The organism is Microvirga thermotolerans, assembly GCF_009363855.1.
Lineage (GTDB): Bacteria > Pseudomonadota > Alphaproteobacteria > Rhizobiales > Beijerinckiaceae > Microvirga > Microvirga thermotolerans.
In genome coordinates this window covers 2236603-2254078 of the sequence record NZ_CP045423.1, presented here as the reverse complement: position 1 = coordinate 2254078, position 17476 = coordinate 2236603, and the positions used below count along the sequence as shown (strand labels likewise).

Annotated in this window: 17 protein-coding genes; 9 read left to right on the top strand and 8 right to left on the bottom strand. The window is 68.7% G+C overall.

Annotated features, from left to right (window positions below):
- Positions 1-159 precede the first annotated feature (159 nt).
- The 4 genes from rplI to rpsF all read right to left on the bottom strand — a co-directional run bounded on the left by rplI (position 160) and on the right by rpsF (position 2493).
- The gene (gene rplI, locus GDR74_RS10475; protein ID WP_152586263.1) at positions 160-723 is read right to left on the bottom strand and encodes a 50S ribosomal protein L9; all 564 of its coding nucleotides are present in this window, start codon (positions 721-723) and stop codon (positions 160-162) included.
- A 26-nt stretch (positions 724-749) separates the two neighbouring features.
- Positions 750-1724, bottom strand: coding sequence for a DUF2232 domain-containing protein (locus GDR74_RS10470; RefSeq protein ID WP_152586262.1), 975 nt, complete (start codon positions 1722-1724; stop codon positions 750-752).
- A gap of 118 nt (positions 1725-1842) precedes the next feature.
- Positions 1843-2094: a 30S ribosomal protein S18 gene (gene rpsR / locus GDR74_RS10465; RefSeq protein WP_152586261.1), complete on the bottom strand. Its 252-nt coding sequence runs from the start codon at positions 2092-2094 to the stop codon at positions 1843-1845.
- Positions 2095-2097: 3 nt separating this feature from the next.
- Positions 2098-2493 carry a 30S ribosomal protein S6 gene (gene rpsF, locus GDR74_RS10460; RefSeq protein WP_152586260.1) on the bottom strand — a complete coding sequence of 132 codons (396 nt, stop codon included), beginning with the start codon at positions 2491-2493 and terminating at the stop codon, positions 2098-2100.
- A gap of 333 nt (positions 2494-2826) precedes the next feature.
- On the opposite strand from rpsF, the gene GDR74_RS10455 reads away from it, so the two are divergent.
- From GDR74_RS10455 to era, 6 genes are all read left to right on the top strand, one after another.
- Positions 2827-3687 carry an alpha/beta fold hydrolase gene (locus tag GDR74_RS10455; RefSeq protein WP_152586259.1) on the top strand — a complete coding sequence of 287 codons (861 nt, stop codon included), beginning with the start codon at positions 2827-2829 and terminating at the stop codon, positions 3685-3687.
- A 27-nt stretch (positions 3688-3714) separates the two neighbouring features.
- Positions 3715-4503 carry a pyridoxine 5'-phosphate synthase gene (locus tag GDR74_RS10450; protein ID WP_152586258.1) on the top strand — a complete coding sequence of 263 codons (789 nt, stop codon included), beginning with the start codon at positions 3715-3717 and terminating at the stop codon, positions 4501-4503.
- Positions 4500-4901, top strand: coding sequence for a holo-ACP synthase (gene acpS / locus GDR74_RS10445; RefSeq protein ID WP_152586257.1), 402 nt, complete (start codon positions 4500-4502; stop codon positions 4899-4901). Before GDR74_RS10450 ends, acpS begins: the two co-directional genes overlap by 4 nt.
- A 96-nt stretch (positions 4902-4997) precedes the next feature.
- A complete protein-coding gene (lepB, locus tag GDR74_RS10440) occupies positions 4998-5771 on the top strand; it encodes a signal peptidase I (protein ID WP_152586256.1) in 774 nt (257 codons plus the stop codon).
- A 4-nt stretch (positions 5772-5775) separates the two neighbouring features.
- A complete protein-coding gene (gene rnc / locus GDR74_RS10435) occupies positions 5776-6486 on the top strand; it encodes a ribonuclease III (protein WP_152586255.1) in 711 nt (236 codons plus the stop codon).
- Positions 6479-7387, top strand: a complete 909-nt coding sequence (era, locus tag GDR74_RS10430; RefSeq protein WP_152586254.1) for a GTPase Era — start codon at positions 6479-6481, stop codon at positions 7385-7387. Before rnc ends, era begins: the two co-directional genes overlap by 8 nt.
- Positions 7388-7396: 9 nt before the next feature.
- On the opposite strand, the gene GDR74_RS10425 is transcribed toward era, so the two are convergent.
- Together GDR74_RS10425 and GDR74_RS10420 are read right to left on the bottom strand one after the other, a co-directional pair.
- Positions 7397-9058, bottom strand: a complete 1662-nt coding sequence (locus tag GDR74_RS10425) for a methyl-accepting chemotaxis protein (RefSeq protein ID WP_194164509.1) — start codon at positions 9056-9058, stop codon at positions 7397-7399.
- Between the two features lie 332 nt (positions 9059-9390).
- The gene (locus GDR74_RS10420) at positions 9391-11343 is read right to left on the bottom strand and encodes an OmpA family protein (RefSeq protein WP_152586252.1); all 1953 of its coding nucleotides are present in this window, start codon (positions 11341-11343) and stop codon (positions 9391-9393) included.
- Between the two features lie 212 nt (positions 11344-11555).
- Between GDR74_RS10420 and recO the strand changes: the two genes are divergently transcribed.
- The 3 genes from recO to pip all read left to right on the top strand — a co-directional run bounded on the left by recO (position 11556) and on the right by pip (position 15680).
- The gene (recO, locus tag GDR74_RS10415) at positions 11556-12287 is read left to right on the top strand and encodes a DNA repair protein RecO (RefSeq protein ID WP_152586251.1); all 732 of its coding nucleotides are present in this window, start codon (positions 11556-11558) and stop codon (positions 12285-12287) included.
- A gap of 80 nt (positions 12288-12367) precedes the next feature.
- Entirely contained in the window at positions 12368-14614 is a 2247-nt protein-coding gene (parC, locus tag GDR74_RS10410) for a DNA topoisomerase IV subunit A (RefSeq protein ID WP_152586250.1), read from the top strand.
- 97 nt (positions 14615-14711) lie between these two features.
- Positions 14712-15680: a prolyl aminopeptidase gene (gene pip / locus GDR74_RS10405; protein WP_152587727.1), complete on the top strand. Its 969-nt coding sequence runs from the start codon at positions 14712-14714 to the stop codon at positions 15678-15680.
- Positions 15681-16112: 432 nt separating this feature from the next.
- Here pip and GDR74_RS10400 read toward each other — a convergent pair whose 3' ends face one another.
- Positions 16113-16859 carry an arginyltransferase gene (locus GDR74_RS10400; RefSeq protein WP_152586249.1) on the bottom strand — a complete coding sequence of 249 codons (747 nt, stop codon included), beginning with the start codon at positions 16857-16859 and terminating at the stop codon, positions 16113-16115.
- Between the two features lie 131 nt (positions 16860-16990).
- Positions 16991-17473: an RDD family protein gene (locus tag GDR74_RS10395; protein WP_152586248.1), complete on the bottom strand. Its 483-nt coding sequence runs from the start codon at positions 17471-17473 to the stop codon at positions 16991-16993.
- Between the last annotated feature and the right edge of the window lie 3 nt (positions 17474-17476).

The window sequence follows — 17476 nt, the reverse complement described above, 5'->3', positions numbered from 1 at the left end:
CTCGCTGTCCCCGATTCCCACACCGTGCCGTTGCCGCCGGCCTTGCGGGTTCGGGACCCGCTCCGCCGACGAAAAAGCGCTTCCCGTCGAATCGACGGAAAGCGCCATTTTGGAACAAAAAGAGAACGCAGGCAAGCGCCCAGCTTGGGCGCCGCGTTCTCAGAGTTCGACGTCGCCCGCGTCCGCCAGGGCGGCGCCCACTTCCAGGCCGAGATCGTCGAGGTTGGTCTCCTCGCGGGTCGTGACCGCCTCGCCGCGGGCCAGGCGCTCGGCTTCCTCCGGGCTGCGGGCGACGTTGATCGTCACCTGGACCTCGACCTCCGGATGCAGGGAGACAGGGACCGTGTGCAGGCCGAGGGTCTTGATCGGGGCGTTGAGAACGATCTGGCTGCGGTCCACCGAGAAGCCGTTCCGGGTCATGATCTCGGCGAGGTCGCGGGTCGAGACCGAGCCGTAGAGGACGCCCGTCTCGCCGGCCTGGCGGATGATGACGAAGCTCTGGCCGTTCAGCTTCTCGCCGACGACCTCGGCCTCCTTGCGGCGCTCGAGGTTGCGGGCTTCGAGCTGAGCGCGCTGCTTCTCGAAATGCTCCTTGTTGGCCTTGGTGGCGCGCAGCGCCTTGCCGCGGGGCAGGAGGAAGTTGCGCGCATAGCCGTCGCGGACCTTCACGGTCTCGCCCATCTGGCCGAGCTTGGCGACGCGCTCGAGGAGGATCACTTCCATGGGTTTTCTCCTTTAAGGGTTCGTGATCACGGGGAAGGGGTCTGAGGCAGTTTCGGCCCGCCTCCGCCGCCGAAGCGGCGGCGCAGCCCGAAGAGGGTATCGGCGAGGCCGAAGAGGGACAGGGCGACCATCAGGATGCCCTGGGAGAGGAACAGCACGACGTAGAGCGCGCTCAGGATGAACCCGCGCACCGCGTTGCCGCGTGTGCGGTCGTGGACCGCGGCGAGGCCCTGGAGGGCGAAGGCCATGAACAGGCCCCCGGCGAGCGCCGCGGCGAACACGCCGACGAAGTTCTCGAGGCCCAGCATGGCGACGACCATGCAGGCGACGAGGAGGGCCGCGGCCGCACGCGGCATCGCCAGTTCAGGCACGGGCGACCAGGGGCGCGGCAGACGCTTCGATAGGGCGACGATCTTGGCGGCGGCCCAGAGGTAGAGTGCCAGCACGACCGTGAAGCCCTGCGCGGACAGGAAGGGAGTGATGCGGGCGAAGAGCTCCACGAGCTCCTTGCGGGTCGCGTCGTCGAGGCTGTCCGGCTGTCCCTTCGGGAACTGGAGGTTCACGAAGAGCTCGGCGATCTCGCGGGCATTGCCCAGGAACGCCTCGTAGCTGCCGCGGGTCGAGACGATGCCCGCCGCCACGACGGTGAGGGCGGCGGTGGCCGCCACCCAGGCAAGCAGGCGGCCGAGCGGGTACCATTCCATGGTCCCGTTCTCGGAAGGGCGTCCGAGGAGCGCCAGATAGGCGAGCCACCAGGCGGGCAGGGCGGTGACGAGGGCGAAGCCGAGCCCGCTGAGGGGGGAGATGGCGAGCGCGATTGCGACCCCGCCGACGGCGGCGGCCACCAGCCCCGACCGGTGGTTCCAGCCGAGCGAGACGATCAGGACGGGGATCGGGGACAGGAGATACAGGACGGCCGCCAGCGGGGTCGCCTTGACGATCACCGCGGTCAGAAGGGCCGAAACGAGGCCCGCGCCGATGCCTGGAAGAACGAAGTTCATGGGTCTCGCTGTCCCGCTGCTCTGTGCAGGGTTAGGGGCTTGCCGCCCCAACTGACCCGGCGGATTCTCACCGCCGGGCGACTGGGCAAGGAGGGCCGCCGGGGCGGCCCGCCGGGTCTTAGCGGATCACGTAGGGCAGCAGGCCCAGGAAGCGGGCGCGCTTGATCGCCTGGGCGAGCTCACGCTGCTTCTTGGCCGACACGGCCGTGATGCGCGAGGGCACGATCTTGCCGCGCTCGGAAATGTAGCGCGAGAGCAGCTTCGTGTCCTTGTAGTCGATCTTCGGGGCGTTCGGGCCCGAGAAGGGGCAGGTCTTGCGCCGACGGAAGAAAGGACGACGGCCAGCGCCGCCACCAGCACCGATAGCCATGTCTTAAGCCTCCTCGCCTTCGGTTTCGAAACCGCCTTCGCGCTCGCGGCGCTCGCGGTCCTTGCGCTCGTCACGGTCGCGCTTCTGCATCATCACGGACGGCTCGGTCTCGAGCGCGTCCACCCGCACGGTCATGAACCGGAGGATGTCCTCGTTGATGCGCATCTGACGCTCCATCTCGGCCACCGCCGAGGCGGGAGCGTCGAGGTTGAACATCGTGAAGTGCGCCTTGCGGTTCTTCTTGATGCGGTAGGCGAGGGACTTCACGCCCCACATCTCGGTCTTCTCGACCTTGCCGCCGTTCTGCTCGATGACGGCCTTGTACTGGTCGATCATCGCTTCGACCTGCTGGGACGTCACGTCCTGGCGGGCCAGAAACACATGCTCGTAGAGAGGCATAGTGGGCCTTTCTCAGGTTGGAGTTGAGCCGCACGCCTTGTCGTGGAGGTCGCGGGCCGGTTTCGCGCGTCCGATCGGCGCCAAGCCCTTCGAGCCTGCAAGGCCCGAGCGGTTGTCGAAGGCGGAGACACGGGACGACGGATCCTCCGGATCCTGCACGGCCGAGCCGTACCGTCCGTTCAGCCCCCGGCCGGAGCGAACGCGAGGGGAGGTCCATAGTCGATCTGGGCGAGGATGGCAAGCCGGCGGCGGCCGCGATCCGGCGGTTGAACGGGCCGAAGAGGCGACATAATAGCTTGGCAGTCCATCGCTCGCCATCCGCAACGGGAACCTATGGCCTCCTCGCCCTCCCATGCCCCCGCCGTCGTCGCCACGGGGAAGCGCGGCTTCTTCGAGGCCGGCCGGGTGCGATTGTCCTATGTCGACTTCGGCGGCGCGCCGGACGCTCCGGTTCTGGCGGCCCTTCATGGCCATTTCGGATGCGCCCGGAACTTCGCCCCCCTTGCGGAGGCCCTCCGCCCGCTGGGCTGGCGCGTGGCGGCGCTCGACCAGCGCGGGCACGGATGGAGCGACCGTCCCGAGGCCTGCGACCGCGAGGATTACCTCCGCGATGCCGAGCAGTTCGTCCTGCGGATCGGCGGCGGCGGGCCCGTCGCGCTCCTCGGCCATTCGCTCGGCGGCGTCAACGCGTACCAGCTGGCCGCCCGGAGGAAGGACCTCGTCGGCGCCCTGATCGTCGAGGACATCGGGGCCCGCATCGAGCCCGTCGCCCCGCTCGGGCTCGACTGGCCGCGCGCCTTCCCGTCGCTGTCCCATGCGCTCGCGTTCCTGGATTCCCGGGGCTTTGCCGGCGACCGCTATTTCCTCGACAGTCTCCACGAGACCGAGAGCGGGTGGACGTTCCGGTTCGATCCGGCCTGGATGGCACGCTCCCAGGCAGCGCTGACCGGCGACTGGAGCGGCGACTGGACGGCGAGCGGCTGTCCCTGCCTGCTCCTGCACGGCCGCAAGAGCTGGGCCGTCGGCGCCGGCGAGATCGAGAGGATGGCCCGGATCAGGCCCGGAACCAGGGTGGTCGCGTTCGATTGCGGCCATACGATCCACGACGAGCTGTCCGGGGACTTCGCCGCCGCGGTGGCCCTTTTCCTGTCGCAGCTGCCCGGGCACCCTGTTCACGATCCTGCCGCATGCTAGGCTAGGAATGCTTTTTGGGAGGAGTTCGTGGCCGCACCCTTGCGCCTCGGCGTCAACATCGACCATGTCGCAACCGTCCGCAACGCCCGCGGCGGGACGCATCCCGATCCGATCCGCGCCGCCCACATGGCGGTGCTGGCGGGGGCGGACGGGATCACCGCGCATCTGCGGGAGGACCGGCGGCACATCCGGGATCAGGACATGGAGCGGCTCAAGCGCCAGCTCTTCGTGCCCCTGAACTTCGAGATGGCCGCCACCGACGAGATGATCGCCATCGCCACGCGCCTGCGCCCGCATGCCTGCTGCCTGGTGCCGGAGAAGCGCGAGGAGCGTACCACCGAGGGCGGGCTCGACATCGTCGGCGGGGCCGAGCACCTGCGTTCCGCGATCCGGGAGCTGAAGGGCGCCGGAATCCGCGTCTCCCTCTTCGTGGAACCCGAGCGGGAGGTCATGGACGCCGCCTGCGACCTCGGCGCCCCGGTGGTGGAACTCCATACGGGCACCTATTGCGAAGCCGTGACCGCCGGCGACGAGGCCAGGGTCGAGCACGAGCTCGAGCGGCTGCGCCGGGCTGCCACGCACGGCGCTTCCATCGGCCTCGAGATCCACGCAGGTCACGGGCTCGACCTGCGGTCCGTCCGGGCCGTGGCGGCGATTCCGCAGATCGTCGAGCTGAATATCGGCCATGCCCTCATCGGCGAGGCGATCTTCATGGGGCTCGACGAGGCCGTGCGGACCATGCGCGCCGCTATGGACGAAGGCCGCATGCGGGCCGGCGAGCCCGCGGGCGCCGCGCCCGGCCGGTCGCTCCCATGATCGTCGGAATCGGCTCGGACCTGTGCGACATCCGCCGCATCGAACGCTCCCTCGCGCGCTTCGGGGACCGGTTCACGCACAGGGTCTTTACGGAAGGCGAGCGGGCCCGCAGCGACCGGCGGGCGGCCCGCGCCGCGTCCTACGCCCGCCGCTTCGCCGCCAAGGAGGCCTGCGCCAAGGCCCTCGGTACGGGCATGAGCCACGGGGTGTTCTGGCGGGACATGGAGGTGGTCAACCTTCCCACCGGCAAGCCGACCTTCCGGCTCACGGGGGGAGCGCTCGCGCGGCTCAAGGCCCTGATCCCCGAAGGACATGAGCCGGTCGTCCACGTGTCGCTCACCGACGATCCGCCGGTCGCTCAAGCCTTCGTGATCATCGAGGCCGTCCCCATAAAGTAAATCGGCCGCGTTGCGACACGGCGCGCCATGGGCTAGACCGCCGCGACGACCCGAGCGGGCCCGGGGGCTCATTCTTTCAGGCAGGGATCGACAGACGTGAGCGACAACGCCAAGAAATTCACCGGCGAGACCGTCAAGAACGAGAGCGGCCTCTGGGAGACCGTCAAGGTCATCCTTCAGGCGCTGCTGATCGCCGTTGTGGTGCGGACCGTCCTCTTCCAGCCCTTCAACATTCCCTCGGGCTCCCTGATCCCGACCCTGCTGATCGGCGACTACCTTTTCGTCTCGAAATACGCCTACGGCTATTCGCGCTACTCGATTCCCTTCGGGCCGCCCCTGTTCTCCGGGCGCATCTTCGGCTCGCAGCCCAAGCGGGGGGACATCGCGGTCTTCAAGCTGCCGAAGGACAATTCCACCGACTACATCAAGCGCGTGGTCGGCCTGCCGGGCGACCGGATCCAGGTGATCGGGGGCGTGCTCCACATCAACGGCAAGCCGGTCCTGCGGGAGCGGGTCGAGGACTACAAGACGACGGACCCCTATGGACGCACGGTCGCCGTGCCCCGGTACAAGGAGACGTTTCCCGAAGGAACGTCCCACTACGTGATCGAGCGGGACGGGGACCGCGGCTACTGGGACAACACCGATGTCTACACGGTGAAGCCCGGACATTATTTCATGATGGGCGACAACCGGGACAATTCCACGGATTCCCGCGACGAAGCCAATGTCGGCCAGGTTCCGGCCGAGAACCTCGTCGGACGCGCCGAGATCATCTTCTTCTCCGTCGACGAGGACGCCTCGCTGTGGCGCCCCTGGGAATGGCCGAGCCGGATCCGGTGGAACCGGATGTTCGAGCGGATCCGCTAAGCCCATGGCCCGCCGCACGCCCCTGCCGGACCGCCTCCAGGAGACGCTCGGCTACCGCTTCGAGCGTCCGGAGCTTCTGGCGGAGGCGCTGACCCACGTGAGCGCTCCGGGCGCGGGCGGGCAGAGCTATCAGAGGCTCGAATTCCTCGGCGACCGGGTGCTCGGCCTCATCGTGGCCGAGATGCTCTACCGGGAGTTTCCCCGCTCTCCCGAGGGGGAGCTTTCCCGCCGGCTTGCGGAACTGGTGCGGCGCGAAAGCTGCGCCGAGGTCGCCATGGCCTGGGACGTGGGGCCCTATCTCAAGCTCGGCGCGGGGGAGGCGCAGTCGGGCGAGCGGCGGAACCTGACGATCCTCGCGGACGTGTGCGAGGCGATCATCGGGGCGGTTTTCCTGGACGGCGGCTACGCGGCGGCCAGGGCTCTCGTGGAGGCCTCCTTCAAGGACCTGCTGCACGCCCCGCGCCGCCCCCTGCGGGACCCGAAGAGCGCGCTCCAGGAATGGGCGCAGGGCAAGGGGCTCCCGCCTCCCACCTACGCGGTGGTGGAACAGACCGGCCCGGACCATGCACCGAAGTTTCGCGTCTCGGTGAAGGTCAAGGGTCACGACAGCGATTTCGGCCTCGGCTCATCGAAGCGGGCGGCGGAACAGGAGGCGGCGAGAAGCCTTCTTCTCCGCGAGGGCGTGTGGACGGAGGACGACACGGACAATGGCTGAGGAAGCTCCCACGAGAGCCGGTTTCGTCGCGCTCATCGGCGCCCCGAACGCGGGCAAGTCCACGCTCCTGAACGCCCTCGTCGGGTCCAAGGTCTCCATCGTCTCGCGCAAGGTGCAGACGACCCGGACCCTGGTCCGCGGCATCGCCATGGAAGGCAGTGCGCAGATCGTGTTCGTGGACACGCCGGGCATCTTCAAGCCCAAGCGGCGGCTCGACCGGGCCATGGTCACGTCCGCCTGGGGCGGGGCGGGCGATGCCGACGTGGTGGCGCTTCTCCTCGACGTCCGGAAGGGCGTGGACGAGGAGACGGACGCGATCCTCGAGAAGCTGCCGGAGCTGAAGCAGCCCAAGGTCCTGATCCTCAACAAGATCGACCTGATCGAGCGCTCGAAGCTGCTGGAGCTCGCGGCGTCCCTCAACGCGCGGATCGGATTCGCCCATACCTTCATGGTCTCCGCGCTCAACGGCGACGGGATCGACCGGCTCCGCGCGGAACTGGCGAAGATGATGCCCGAGGGCCCCTGGCTCTACCCGGAGGATCAGATCTCGGACGCGCCGCTGCGCATGCTCGCCGCCGAGATCACGCGCGAGAAGATCTACGAGCGCCTGCACGAGGAACTGCCCTACCAGTCGACCGTCGAGACCGACCAGTGGCAGCAGCGGCCGGACGGCTCCGTGCGCATCGAGCAGACGATCTTCGTGGAGCGGGACAGCCAGCGCAAGATCGTGCTCGGCAAGGGCGGCCAGACCATCAAGGCCATCGGACAGGCGGCGCGCCGGGAGATCGCCGAGATCGCCGAGGCGCCCGTGCACCTCTTCCTGTACGTGAAGGTGCGCGAGAACTGGGGCGACGATCCCGAGCGCTACCGGGAGATGGGCCTGGAATTCCCGAAGGGCTGACGGCGCCCGTCAGAGCCTGTAGGCGGTTCTCAACCCGCCCCAGTGGCGCCCGAGGATGCGGATCGGGGCGTCGACCTCCTGCATCATGATCACCTTGCCGCCGCCCATATCGCGGGCATAGGCCTGGATGACGAAGGGGCGCGTCGAGCGGGCGGCGGTGATGCCGGCCCTGTCGTCGAAGATCCGCTTGTTCCGGGCGTTCGCCGCGTTCCACACGGGATCGCCGGGCCGCTGCGGCTGGGAATAGGCCTTGTTGTGGACCGGGATGTATCCGTTCCGGTCGGTGGCAAGGCAGAACGCCATCTTCGGGTCCGTGGCAAGAATCGGCTCAAGGACGGCCGGGAGCAGGCGTTCGAACGCGCCGAGGTAGGACGTCTCGTACTGAACGGGATCCGTTCCCGGAACGGGGCGGTAATCCGTGTCGAACACCCCCTCCCGCGAAAGGGTGCCGTCGGCAAGCGCCCGCTCGATGAGCGCCTCGATGCGGCGGGCGGTTTCCTGGGCGAGGAGGATGCGGGGACGGTAGGCGGCCTCCACCTCCGCGACGAAAGCCTCGATGCGAGAGCGCAGCTCCTCCGTCACGTCGGCGAAGGCGCAGTGAAGCCCCATGGCACTCGCCGCGACGATCCGGACATCGACATGCCCGACGCCTCTCAGGTCGAGTTTCCCGCGCGATCCCGCCGCCACCGCGGCCTCGGGGGCCGCTGCGAGGAGCACGCCGCCCCTGCTCACGTCCACCGTGCGGGTCGAAAGGCTGCGTTCCGCGACCGTCAGGGTCGCCGGCCGCTCGACCGGGAAGCGGTCGGAGAGGCGCCGGTCGCCGATCTCGCTCTGGCGGACGACCGTCACGAAGCGCTGGCCCAGCGCCTTCGCCAGTTCGTCGGCCGATTTCGTCGCCCTGTCGGCCCGGTGCGCAAGCTCACTCGCTTCGAGGGAGATGCGGTCGACCTCCGCGGCCCGCTCGCTCACCTGTCCCACGGTGGCGGAGGTCGCGTTGGCGAGGCGGGCGACCTCGCCGATGGCGGCGTCCTGCTCGCCTACCGCCTGGCGGACGGTGTCGAAGACCGGCTGGACATCCTGAACCACGTGGACGATCTCCGTCACCGCGGCGGTGGAAGCGTTCGCGGTGTCCCGCAGCCGCGCGATGCGCTGGCGGATGTCCTCCGCCGCATTGCCGGTCTCGACGGAAAGCGCCTTCACCTCTCCGGCGACGACGGCAAAGCCGCGCCCCGCTTCGCCCGCCCGGGCCGCCTCGATGGTGGCATTGAGGGCCAGCAGGTTGGTCTGGCGGGCCACCGCGGAAATGGTATCGACGATGCCCGCGATCTCCGCCGTCGCGGAGGCAAGCTCCGCGATCAGCGTCCCGGCCTTCTGCGCCGCCTGGACTGCATCCGCGAGGCGCGCACCCGCCCGGTCCATCGCGCGGCCGATTTCGGCGGATGTGGCGGCCAGCTCCTCGGTGGACGAAGCGAGGGACAGGGTCTCTCCGGAAGCGGACTGGCCGGAGGCGGCGAGCCCGCCCGCATGGTCGCGGATGGAGGCAAGGTCGCGCTCCACCGCAGCGACGTCGGCGGCCGCCTCCGCGATGGCCCGGGTCACGCCCGAGATGGCCTTCAGAACATCGGCCTCCAGGGCATCCACGGCCTCGGTGTCGAGTCTGTCGCGGCGCATCTCCGGCAATGTCTCCCGAGCTTCCGGGACAACCTCGTCCGCCGGGGCGCTCGTGTCGGGCATGGAAGGTTGCGGCGCGCGTCGCAGGAGGCCGAGCATCGTCCCATTCTCTCGGTTGACAACGTTGCCTCAACGTCAAGTCAAAAAGGTTAAATAAAGAAAAACGCGTGTTATCCGTCGAAAGTAGGAGCGATCATGCGGCGCTCGACTTCGCGCCTGCGAGATGAACGTGCGACAACTTGATCCTTTTCGGTGGGACGAAAGACGACGCCCGGCAACGGGTGCCGTTGCCGGGCGAGGGGAGCGGTCGGGCGGGCGAAGCCCCGCACGGCCTATTGCGCCGACTGGCTCTGTCCCTGGAGCAGGGGCGTGATCCGGCGGATCGTCACCCGGCGGTTCTGGCGCTCGGGTCCCTGCGTGTTCACCTTCAGGTACTGCTCGCCATAGCCTTGCGTCGTCAGGTTCTCGGCAGGGATGCCGAAGCGCTGGGTGAGAATCGTCGCAACCGTTTCGGCGCGCCGGTCCGACAGGGTCAGGTTGTCCTCGTCCGAACCGACCGCGTCCGTGTGCCCCTCCACGAGGAAAATCTCGTTCGGGTTGCGGCCGAGGGCGCGGCGGATGGCTTCGGCGATGCCGGTCAGGGCGCCGATCTGCGCTTCGGGCAGGGCCCAGGACCCCGTGTCGAAAGTGACGGTGTCGAGGTCGACCCGGCGCATCCGTTCGCGCAGGGGAGCGCTCTGGCGGATCTCGTCGAGGGTGTAGGCCCGCTCGATCCGATCCACGGGCGGCGCGGTGAAGGCTTCGACGATCTCATCCTCCGTCGCATCCTCCACCTCGACGATGTACTCCTCGCGCGGAATGGTCACCACCGGCGGGGGCAGGCGCACCAGGTCCTCGACGAAGTAGCCGCGCGGCCGGCGCTCGCGCCGGTTCTCGATCAGGACGACCTCGCGGCCGGCAGGCTCCCGCCGGATGCGGCGCAGGAGGTTGCCGTCCTCGTCCCGGACGGTGACGATCTCCGTTCCGTCGGGCCTGCGCACGACGGTCACCGTCTCGGCGCCCCGGCGTTCCTCGCGCACCTCGGCATCCCGATAGGTGCGGCGGAAGCGGTCGGTCTCGTCGTGCCGGATGATGACCCGGTCGCCCTCCCGGATGATGGTGCGGTCGCCGGGCTCCTCGATGATGATCCGGCGCCCGCCTTCCTCGACCCGCTGGCGCCGCTGCTGCCGGAGGTCGTCGATCCGGCCGCGCTCGAAGGCCTCGAAGCTCTGCACCTCGCGGTCGGTCGGGCGAAGCGCTTCCGTCGGTCCGCCGCCGGGCGGCGGGGGCAGGGGACGGACGCCCTGCTGCTGGACGGGCGCGGGTGCGGCGGACGGCGCCGCGGGCTGCTGGGCCGGAGCAGGCGCGGCGGAGGGTGCCGGGGGCGGTGCGGATGGCTGCTGGGTCTGAGCGGGTGCGGACGACGGTGCGGGGGACGTCGGGGATGCCGTCGAGGGTGACGGTCCGGGCGCCGTCGGCCCCGTGGCCGGCGCGAGGGAGCGCTGGGGCGCCTGGGGCGCAGGCACGGGAGGCCGTCCGGGAGTCGCGGCCGGCGGCTTCGGCACAGGGGTGGGCTCGCCCGTCCGCGCCGGGGCGGATGGCGCGGTGCCGGGTGCCGGCCGGGCCGCGTCCTCGGTCGAGGGCTGCCGGCGGGGCGCCTCGGCAGGCGATGCTCCCGGAGAGGGCGGAAGGCGATCCGGCGCGATCTGAGGCCGTTCCTGGCGGCGCTCCTGAGACCGCTGCTCCTGTGGGCGCAGTTCCTGGGGCCGTTGCTCCTGAACTCTCGGCGCCGTCGGCCGAGGGGCCGTCTCCTCGTCCGGTTGAGCCCGGGGCCGGTCCTGGGGCGGAACCGGGCGGGACGGTTGCGGGGACGGGGCGACGGCCGGCGGGGCGGGTCTCTCGCCGGCAGGTCCGGGAGGCCGTCCGTGCGGCATCTCGGCAGGCTCGCCCGCGGGCCCGGCCCGTGGCGGGCGCGGAGCCTCCCGCTCCAGAGGCGGACGTCGCGGCTCCTCGTCCCGGGCGGCCGGGCCGCGCTCGCGGCCCGGCGGCCCCCGGCGCGGCGGGCCCGCCTCGCCGGAATCGGGCTGATCGGGTGCCGGCGGACGGGCCCTGGGCGGCATCTCGGCCGGTGCGCCCTGGGCCAGGATCATGGGCTGGCCGGCCTGCGGCGGCAGGGCGGAGGCCGCCGTGGACAGGGCGAGGAAGGGCAGGGCCGTGCCGGCGAGAAGCGATGACAGTCGTTTCATGGTCCCGATCTTGGTTGTTGTGTCAGGGGCGAGGAACGGAAACCCCAAGCTCGGCATTCGGTTCCTTGTTCCGGGAGCGAAAACGGCTCCGAAACGTGCGAAAAATCCGGCCGATGTGGTTGAAAGAACTGGAAAATCCGAGGTTCCGACACTACATTGGAGACTTCACGCAGACACCGAGCAGAGCCGGATTCCGGAAGCGGCCTTCCCCTATGCAATGGACCGATCAGGGCATCGTTCTCGGCGTGCGCAGGCACGGCGAGACGAGCGTCATCCTCGAACTGATGACCCGCGAGCACGGCCGCCATCTCGGGCTCGTCCATGGCGGCCGCTCCAAGACCCTGAAGCCGGTCCTGCAGCCTGGAAACACGGTCCAGGCGACCTGGCGGGCGCGCCTCGACGAGCACCTCGGATCCTTCCAGGTGGAGGGGCTCGCCATGCGTGCGGCCCATTTCATGGGTTCTCCGCTGGCGCTCTACGGCCTCGCCACCATGGCCCACCTGCTCCGCTGCCTGCCCGAGCGGGACCCTCACCCCGCGCTCTACGAGACGCTGTCCGTGCTGGTCGACCACCTGGACGACCGGGACCTCGCCCCGGCCCTGTTCGTGCGCTTCGAACTCGCCATGCTGGCGGAGCTGGGCTTCGGCCTCGACCTGTCCTCCTGCGCCGCCACCGGCGCGCGCAGCGATCTCATCTACGTCTCGCCAAAGAGCGGGCGGGCGGTGAGCGCGGCGGCCGGCGAGGCCTACAAGGACCGGCTCCTCAGGCTGCCGGGCTTCCTCATCGGCCAGACGCGGGCCAACCGGCCCAGGGGCTCGGACATCAGGGACGGATTTGCGCTCACCGATTTCTTCCTGCATCAGAACGTGTTCGATCCGCGGGGCCAGCCGGCCCCGGAGGAGCGGGCCCGCTTCGTGGCCCTGGCCACGGCGGAAGAGGATTAGGCTCGGGACGACCAGGTTTGTTTCTGTTATGTTCTCGTCTAGAACCATGAGAACCGATTCGATTTTGGGGATTTTCACGCATGGGTAAGCCCGTCAATCCGCCGGCAGGCGGCGAGATTGAGACCATCCACCTCAAGGACGCGCTCGAAGAGCGCTATCTCGCCTATGCCCTGTCCACCATCATGCACCGGGCCCTTCCGGACGCCCGGGACGGGCTGAAGCCGGTCCACCGCCGCATTCTCCATGCCATGCGGCTGCTGCGGCTCGACCCGCGCTCCGCGCCGAAGAAATGCGCCCGCATCGTCGGCGACGTGATGGGTCAGTACCACCCGCACGGCGACCAGTCGATCTACGACGCCCTCGTCCGCATGGCCCAGGACTTCGCGCAGCGCTATCCGCTGGCGGAGGGGCAGGGCAATTTCGGCAACATCGACGGCGACAACGCCGCGGCCATGCGCTACACCGAGGCGCGCCTGACCGAGGTCGCCCGCCTCCTCCTGGAGGGGATCGACGAGGACGCGGTCGATTTCCGCGAGACCTACGACCAGGCCAACGAGGAGCCGGTGGTGCTCCCGGCCGCCTTCCCGAACCTGCTCGCCAACGGCTCCCAGGGCATCGCGGTCGGCATGGCGACCTCGATCCCGCCCCACAACGCGGCGGAGCTGTGCGACGCGGCGCTCCATCTCATCGCCCACCCGAAGGCGACCTCGGAGCAGCTGGTGCAGTTCGTGCCCGGGCCCGACTTCCCGACGGGCGGCATCGTGGTCGACACGCCGGAAACGATCGCCGAGACCTACCGCACCGGCCGCGGCTCGTTCCGCGTGCGGGCACGCTGGCACAGGGAGGACCTCGGCCGCGGCAACTGGCAGATCGTCGTCACCGAGATCCCCTATGCGGTGCCGAAGTCGCGGCTCATCGAGAAGATCGCGGAACTCCTGCAGGAGAAGAAGCTGCCGCTCCTGGCCGACATCCGCGACGAGTCGGCGGAGGACATCCGGGTGGTGCTCGAGCCCCGCGCCCGCACGGTCGATCCGATCATCCTCATGGAATCGCTCTTCAAGCTGACCGAGCTGGAGAGCCGCATCCCCATGAACGTGAACGTGCTCGCCGGCGGCAAGGTGCCGAAGGTGCTGGGGCTCGCCGAATGCCTGCGCGAATGGCTCGACCATCGCCGCGAGGTGCTGATCCGCCGCTCGCGCTTCCGCCTTGCCGCCATCGACAAGCGCCTGGAGATTCTCGGCGGCCTGCTCATCGTCTATCTCGATCTCGACCGGGTGATCAAAATCATCCGCGAGGAGGACGAGCCGAAGGCGGAGCTGATGCGCGTCTTCAAGCTCACAGAGGTCCAGGCCAATGCGATCCTCGACACGCGCCTGCGCTCCCTGCGCAAGCTCGAGGAGATGGAGCTCAAGCGGGAACAGAAGAGCCTGCAGGACGAGAAGGCGAAGATCGAGAACCTCCTCGGCTCCGAGAAGGTGCAGTGGAAGACCGTGCAGGCGGAGATCAAGGAGGTGCGCAAGAGCTTCGGGCCCGACACCGCCCTCGGCCGGCGCCGCACCACCTTCGACCGGGCGCCCGACACCTCGGACATCGACTTCGCGGAGGCCATGGTCGAGCGCGAGCCGATCACGGTCATCGTGTCCCAGAAGGGCTGGATCCGCGCCATGAAGGGTCACGTGGCCGACCTCTCGGGCGTGCAGTTCAAGGGCGACGACAGCCTGAAGACCGCGTTCTTCGCCGAGACCACGTCGAAGATCGTCGTCGTGGCGACCAACGGGCGCTTCTTCACCCTCGACGCCTCGAAGCTGCCCGGAGGGCGCGGCTTCGGCGACCCGATCCGCCTCATGGTCGATCTGGAGGAGGGCGCCGACTTCATCGCCGCCTTCCCCTACCGTCCCGGGTCCAAGCTGCTCGTGGTCGGCTCCGACGGGCGCGGCTTCATCGCCCCCGCCGACGAGGTCACGGCCAATACCCGCAAGGGCAAGCAGGTGCTCAATCTGGACGCCCCGGCGCGCGCCGTCGTCTGCACCGAAGGAGAGGGCGACCACATCGCCATCATCGGCGAGAACCGCAAGCTCCTGATCTTCCCCGTGAAGCAGGTGCCGGAGATGAGCCGCGGCAAGGGCGTGCGCCTGCAGCGCTACAAGGACGGCGGCGTTTCCGACGCGAAGGTCTTCAAGCTCAAGGAGGGCCTGACCTGGAAGGATACCGCCGGCCGCACCTGGACCGTGGCCAAGGAGGACCTGCGCGACTGGATCGCCAACCGTGCCGAGGCGGGCCGCCTGCCGCCGAAGGGTTTTCCGAAGAGCAACACGTTCGGGGAATAGCGCCGGGTAACCCTCTCTCGTTGTCACTGCCCCGGGGTGGTCGCTGAGGCCGCCCCGGTGCCGTTTCAGGGATGCCTCGGGGATGGTACACAAGCCGATGGCCAGCCTTTATCCTTCCATCGATCCATTCGATTCCGGCATGCTCGATGCGGGCGACGGGCATCGCATCTATTGGGAAGTTTGCGGGAATCCTGCGGGCAAGCCCGCCCTCGTGCTTCACGGCGGCCCGGGTTCCGGCTGCTCCGTCCAGGCGCGGCGATATTTCGATCCCGGTGCGTATTGCATCGTCCTATTCGATCAGCGCGGGAGCGGGCGAAGCACGCCCCATGCGAGTGCTCCGGACATCGATCTTTCCACCAATACGACTCTCCATCTCCTCGACGATATCGAGCGCCTGCGGCAGCATTTGAATATCGGGCGCTGGCTCGTGCTGGGCGGATCCTGGGGATCGACGCTAGCGCTCGCCTATGCTCAGCGACATCCCAAACGGGTGAGCAACCTGGTTCTGTTCAGCGTCGCCACCACGACGGCTTCGGAAATCGCGTGGATCACCCGGGGAGTCGGCGCTTTCTTTCCCGAAGCCTTTGAACGTTTCCGGAACGGCGTTCCCGAAGCGGAACGGGATGGAAGCCTCGTCGAGGCCTATCATCGCCTTCTCATGGATCCGGATCCCGCCGTCCATGGCAAAGCGGCGCGGGATTGGTGCGACTGGGAAATGGCGATCGTCGCCGTGCATCCGGGGCACAAGCCCCACTCACGTTACGAGGATCCGGCATTTCGGCTCGGCTTCGCACGGCTCGTCACCCATTACTGGCGCAACGAGGCGTGGCTCGAAGACGAGGTGCTGCTGCGAAACATGGGGCGCCTAGCGGGGATCTCGGGAGTCCTGATCCATGGCCGCCTGGACATCGGCAGCCCTCTCGTCACCACTTGGCGGCTCGCGCAACACTGGCCAGGTAGCGAACTCATCATCGTCAGCGGGGCCGGACACGATGCCCGGGACCCCGGCATGACCGAGAGCATCGTCGCGGTGACGGACCGGCTTCGGGGGACGGCACAGGGCTAGGCTCCAGCCCCGCGCAGTCTCGATTTCCGGTTCAGCGTCCTCCTTCGGAGAACTCGGTCAAGGGGGATTTCCGATAAGGAAAGCGAAGGCTGCCGTTTCGGCGGCTCCACCGCTTTACGCGAAAGGATGCCTCGACGGTCGCTCGCGCATCACTCCCCGCCTGACCTTGCGTTTCCCCGGTTCTGGCAGGTGCCCAGGCTGTGGCGCCCTCTCTCCCGACCGGGTCGGCGGTCCATGCGGCCGACCGTGCCCTGGAGGCTGCCGTATCCAACCCAAGCCACGTGTCCGGTGCCGAGCGCTTTGATGGAACGGCCGCTTCCTTCCGCATGGCCGGGAAGAGCCCAAAACCGGCCGCGGAAGCATCCGCCGAACATCTCCAAGGATAACGGCTGAAGTTTCGAAATCGGAGGCGCCTCGAGAGACGCACTTCCGTCAATCCACCCGCGCCCAGCCGTGCGGCAGGAGCCGTTCCTGCGGCTTGAAGCGGGCCTTGTAGCCCATCTTCTTCGAGCCCTCGACCCAGTAGCCCAGATACAGATACGGAAGGCCCAGTGCCTTCGCGCGGGCGATGTGGTCGAGGATGATGAAGGTCCCGAGGCTCCTGTGCTGCAGGTCGGGATCGTAGAAGGAATAGACCATCGAGAGGCCGTCGCTCATCTGGTCGGTGAGGCAGACAGCGACGAGGTCGCCTTCGCCCCGTCCCGTGATCCCGCTGTCGATGCCGCGGCGGCGATACTCGACGATGTGCGTGTCCACGTGGCTGTCCTCGACCATCATGGAATAGTCGAGCACCGTCATGTCGGCCATGCCTCCGTCGGCATGGCGGGCGTCGAGGTAGCGCCGGAAGAGGGAATACTGTTCCGAAGTCGGCCGGTTGGGAATCGGGTTGCCGATCAGGTCCCCGTTGTCGCGCAGGACCCGCCGGAGATTGCCGGAGGGCCTGAACTCGTCCACGAGGACGCGGACCGAGACGCAGGCGCGGCAGGCATCGCAGGCGGGCCGGTAGGCGATGGTCTGCGACCGGCGGAAGCCGCCCTGGGTCAGGAGCTCGTTCAGCTCCCGGCCGCGGCGCCCCACGATGTGGGTGAAGACCTTCCGCTCCTCCTTGCCCGGCAGGTAGGGGCACGCGGACGGGGATGTGAGATAGAATTGCGGTGCGTCGCGAGGCTGACTCGTCAAGCTTTTCTCTTGCCCCAATGAGGAACCTTGAGCGCTAACTCAACGCCCAAGGATAACATTGGTGCCCGTGCCGTCCACAAAAAGAGGGCTCGCCGGAAAAGCCCGGAATGCCGCAGGCCCGCGGCCTCGCATCAGGCGCGCACCACCATCATGCCCGTGAGGAGGTCGCGCGCGAAGCGGCGGTCGTCGCGGGCGAAGCCGATCAGCACGTCGCAGGCCCAGAGAAGGAAGGTGGAGATCGCCACGTAGAAGAGGAGGGCGTGGACGGCCGCCGCCAGCATCGACACCGGCGCGCCAGTATGGGGATCGACCACCCGCAGGCCCATGGCCCGCATGCCGACGGTCGCCTGCGCGGGGCCGCCGATGGTCAGGGCATTGTAGATCACGAAGGTCAGCCCCGCGATCGGCAGCCCGATGGCGAGGGCGAACCAGGTCAGGCCCAGGGTGAGCGGACCGAGAACGACGAGGGCGAAGCACACCAGCAGGAACCAGAACGCGATCACCACCAGGTCGATCAGGTAGGCCCAGAAGCGGCGGCCGATAACGCCCTCGGTCGCGTAGCGGTCGAGGGCATAGGCCGCCGGGTTGATGGTCGGGACTGGGCGGGTCGCCATGGT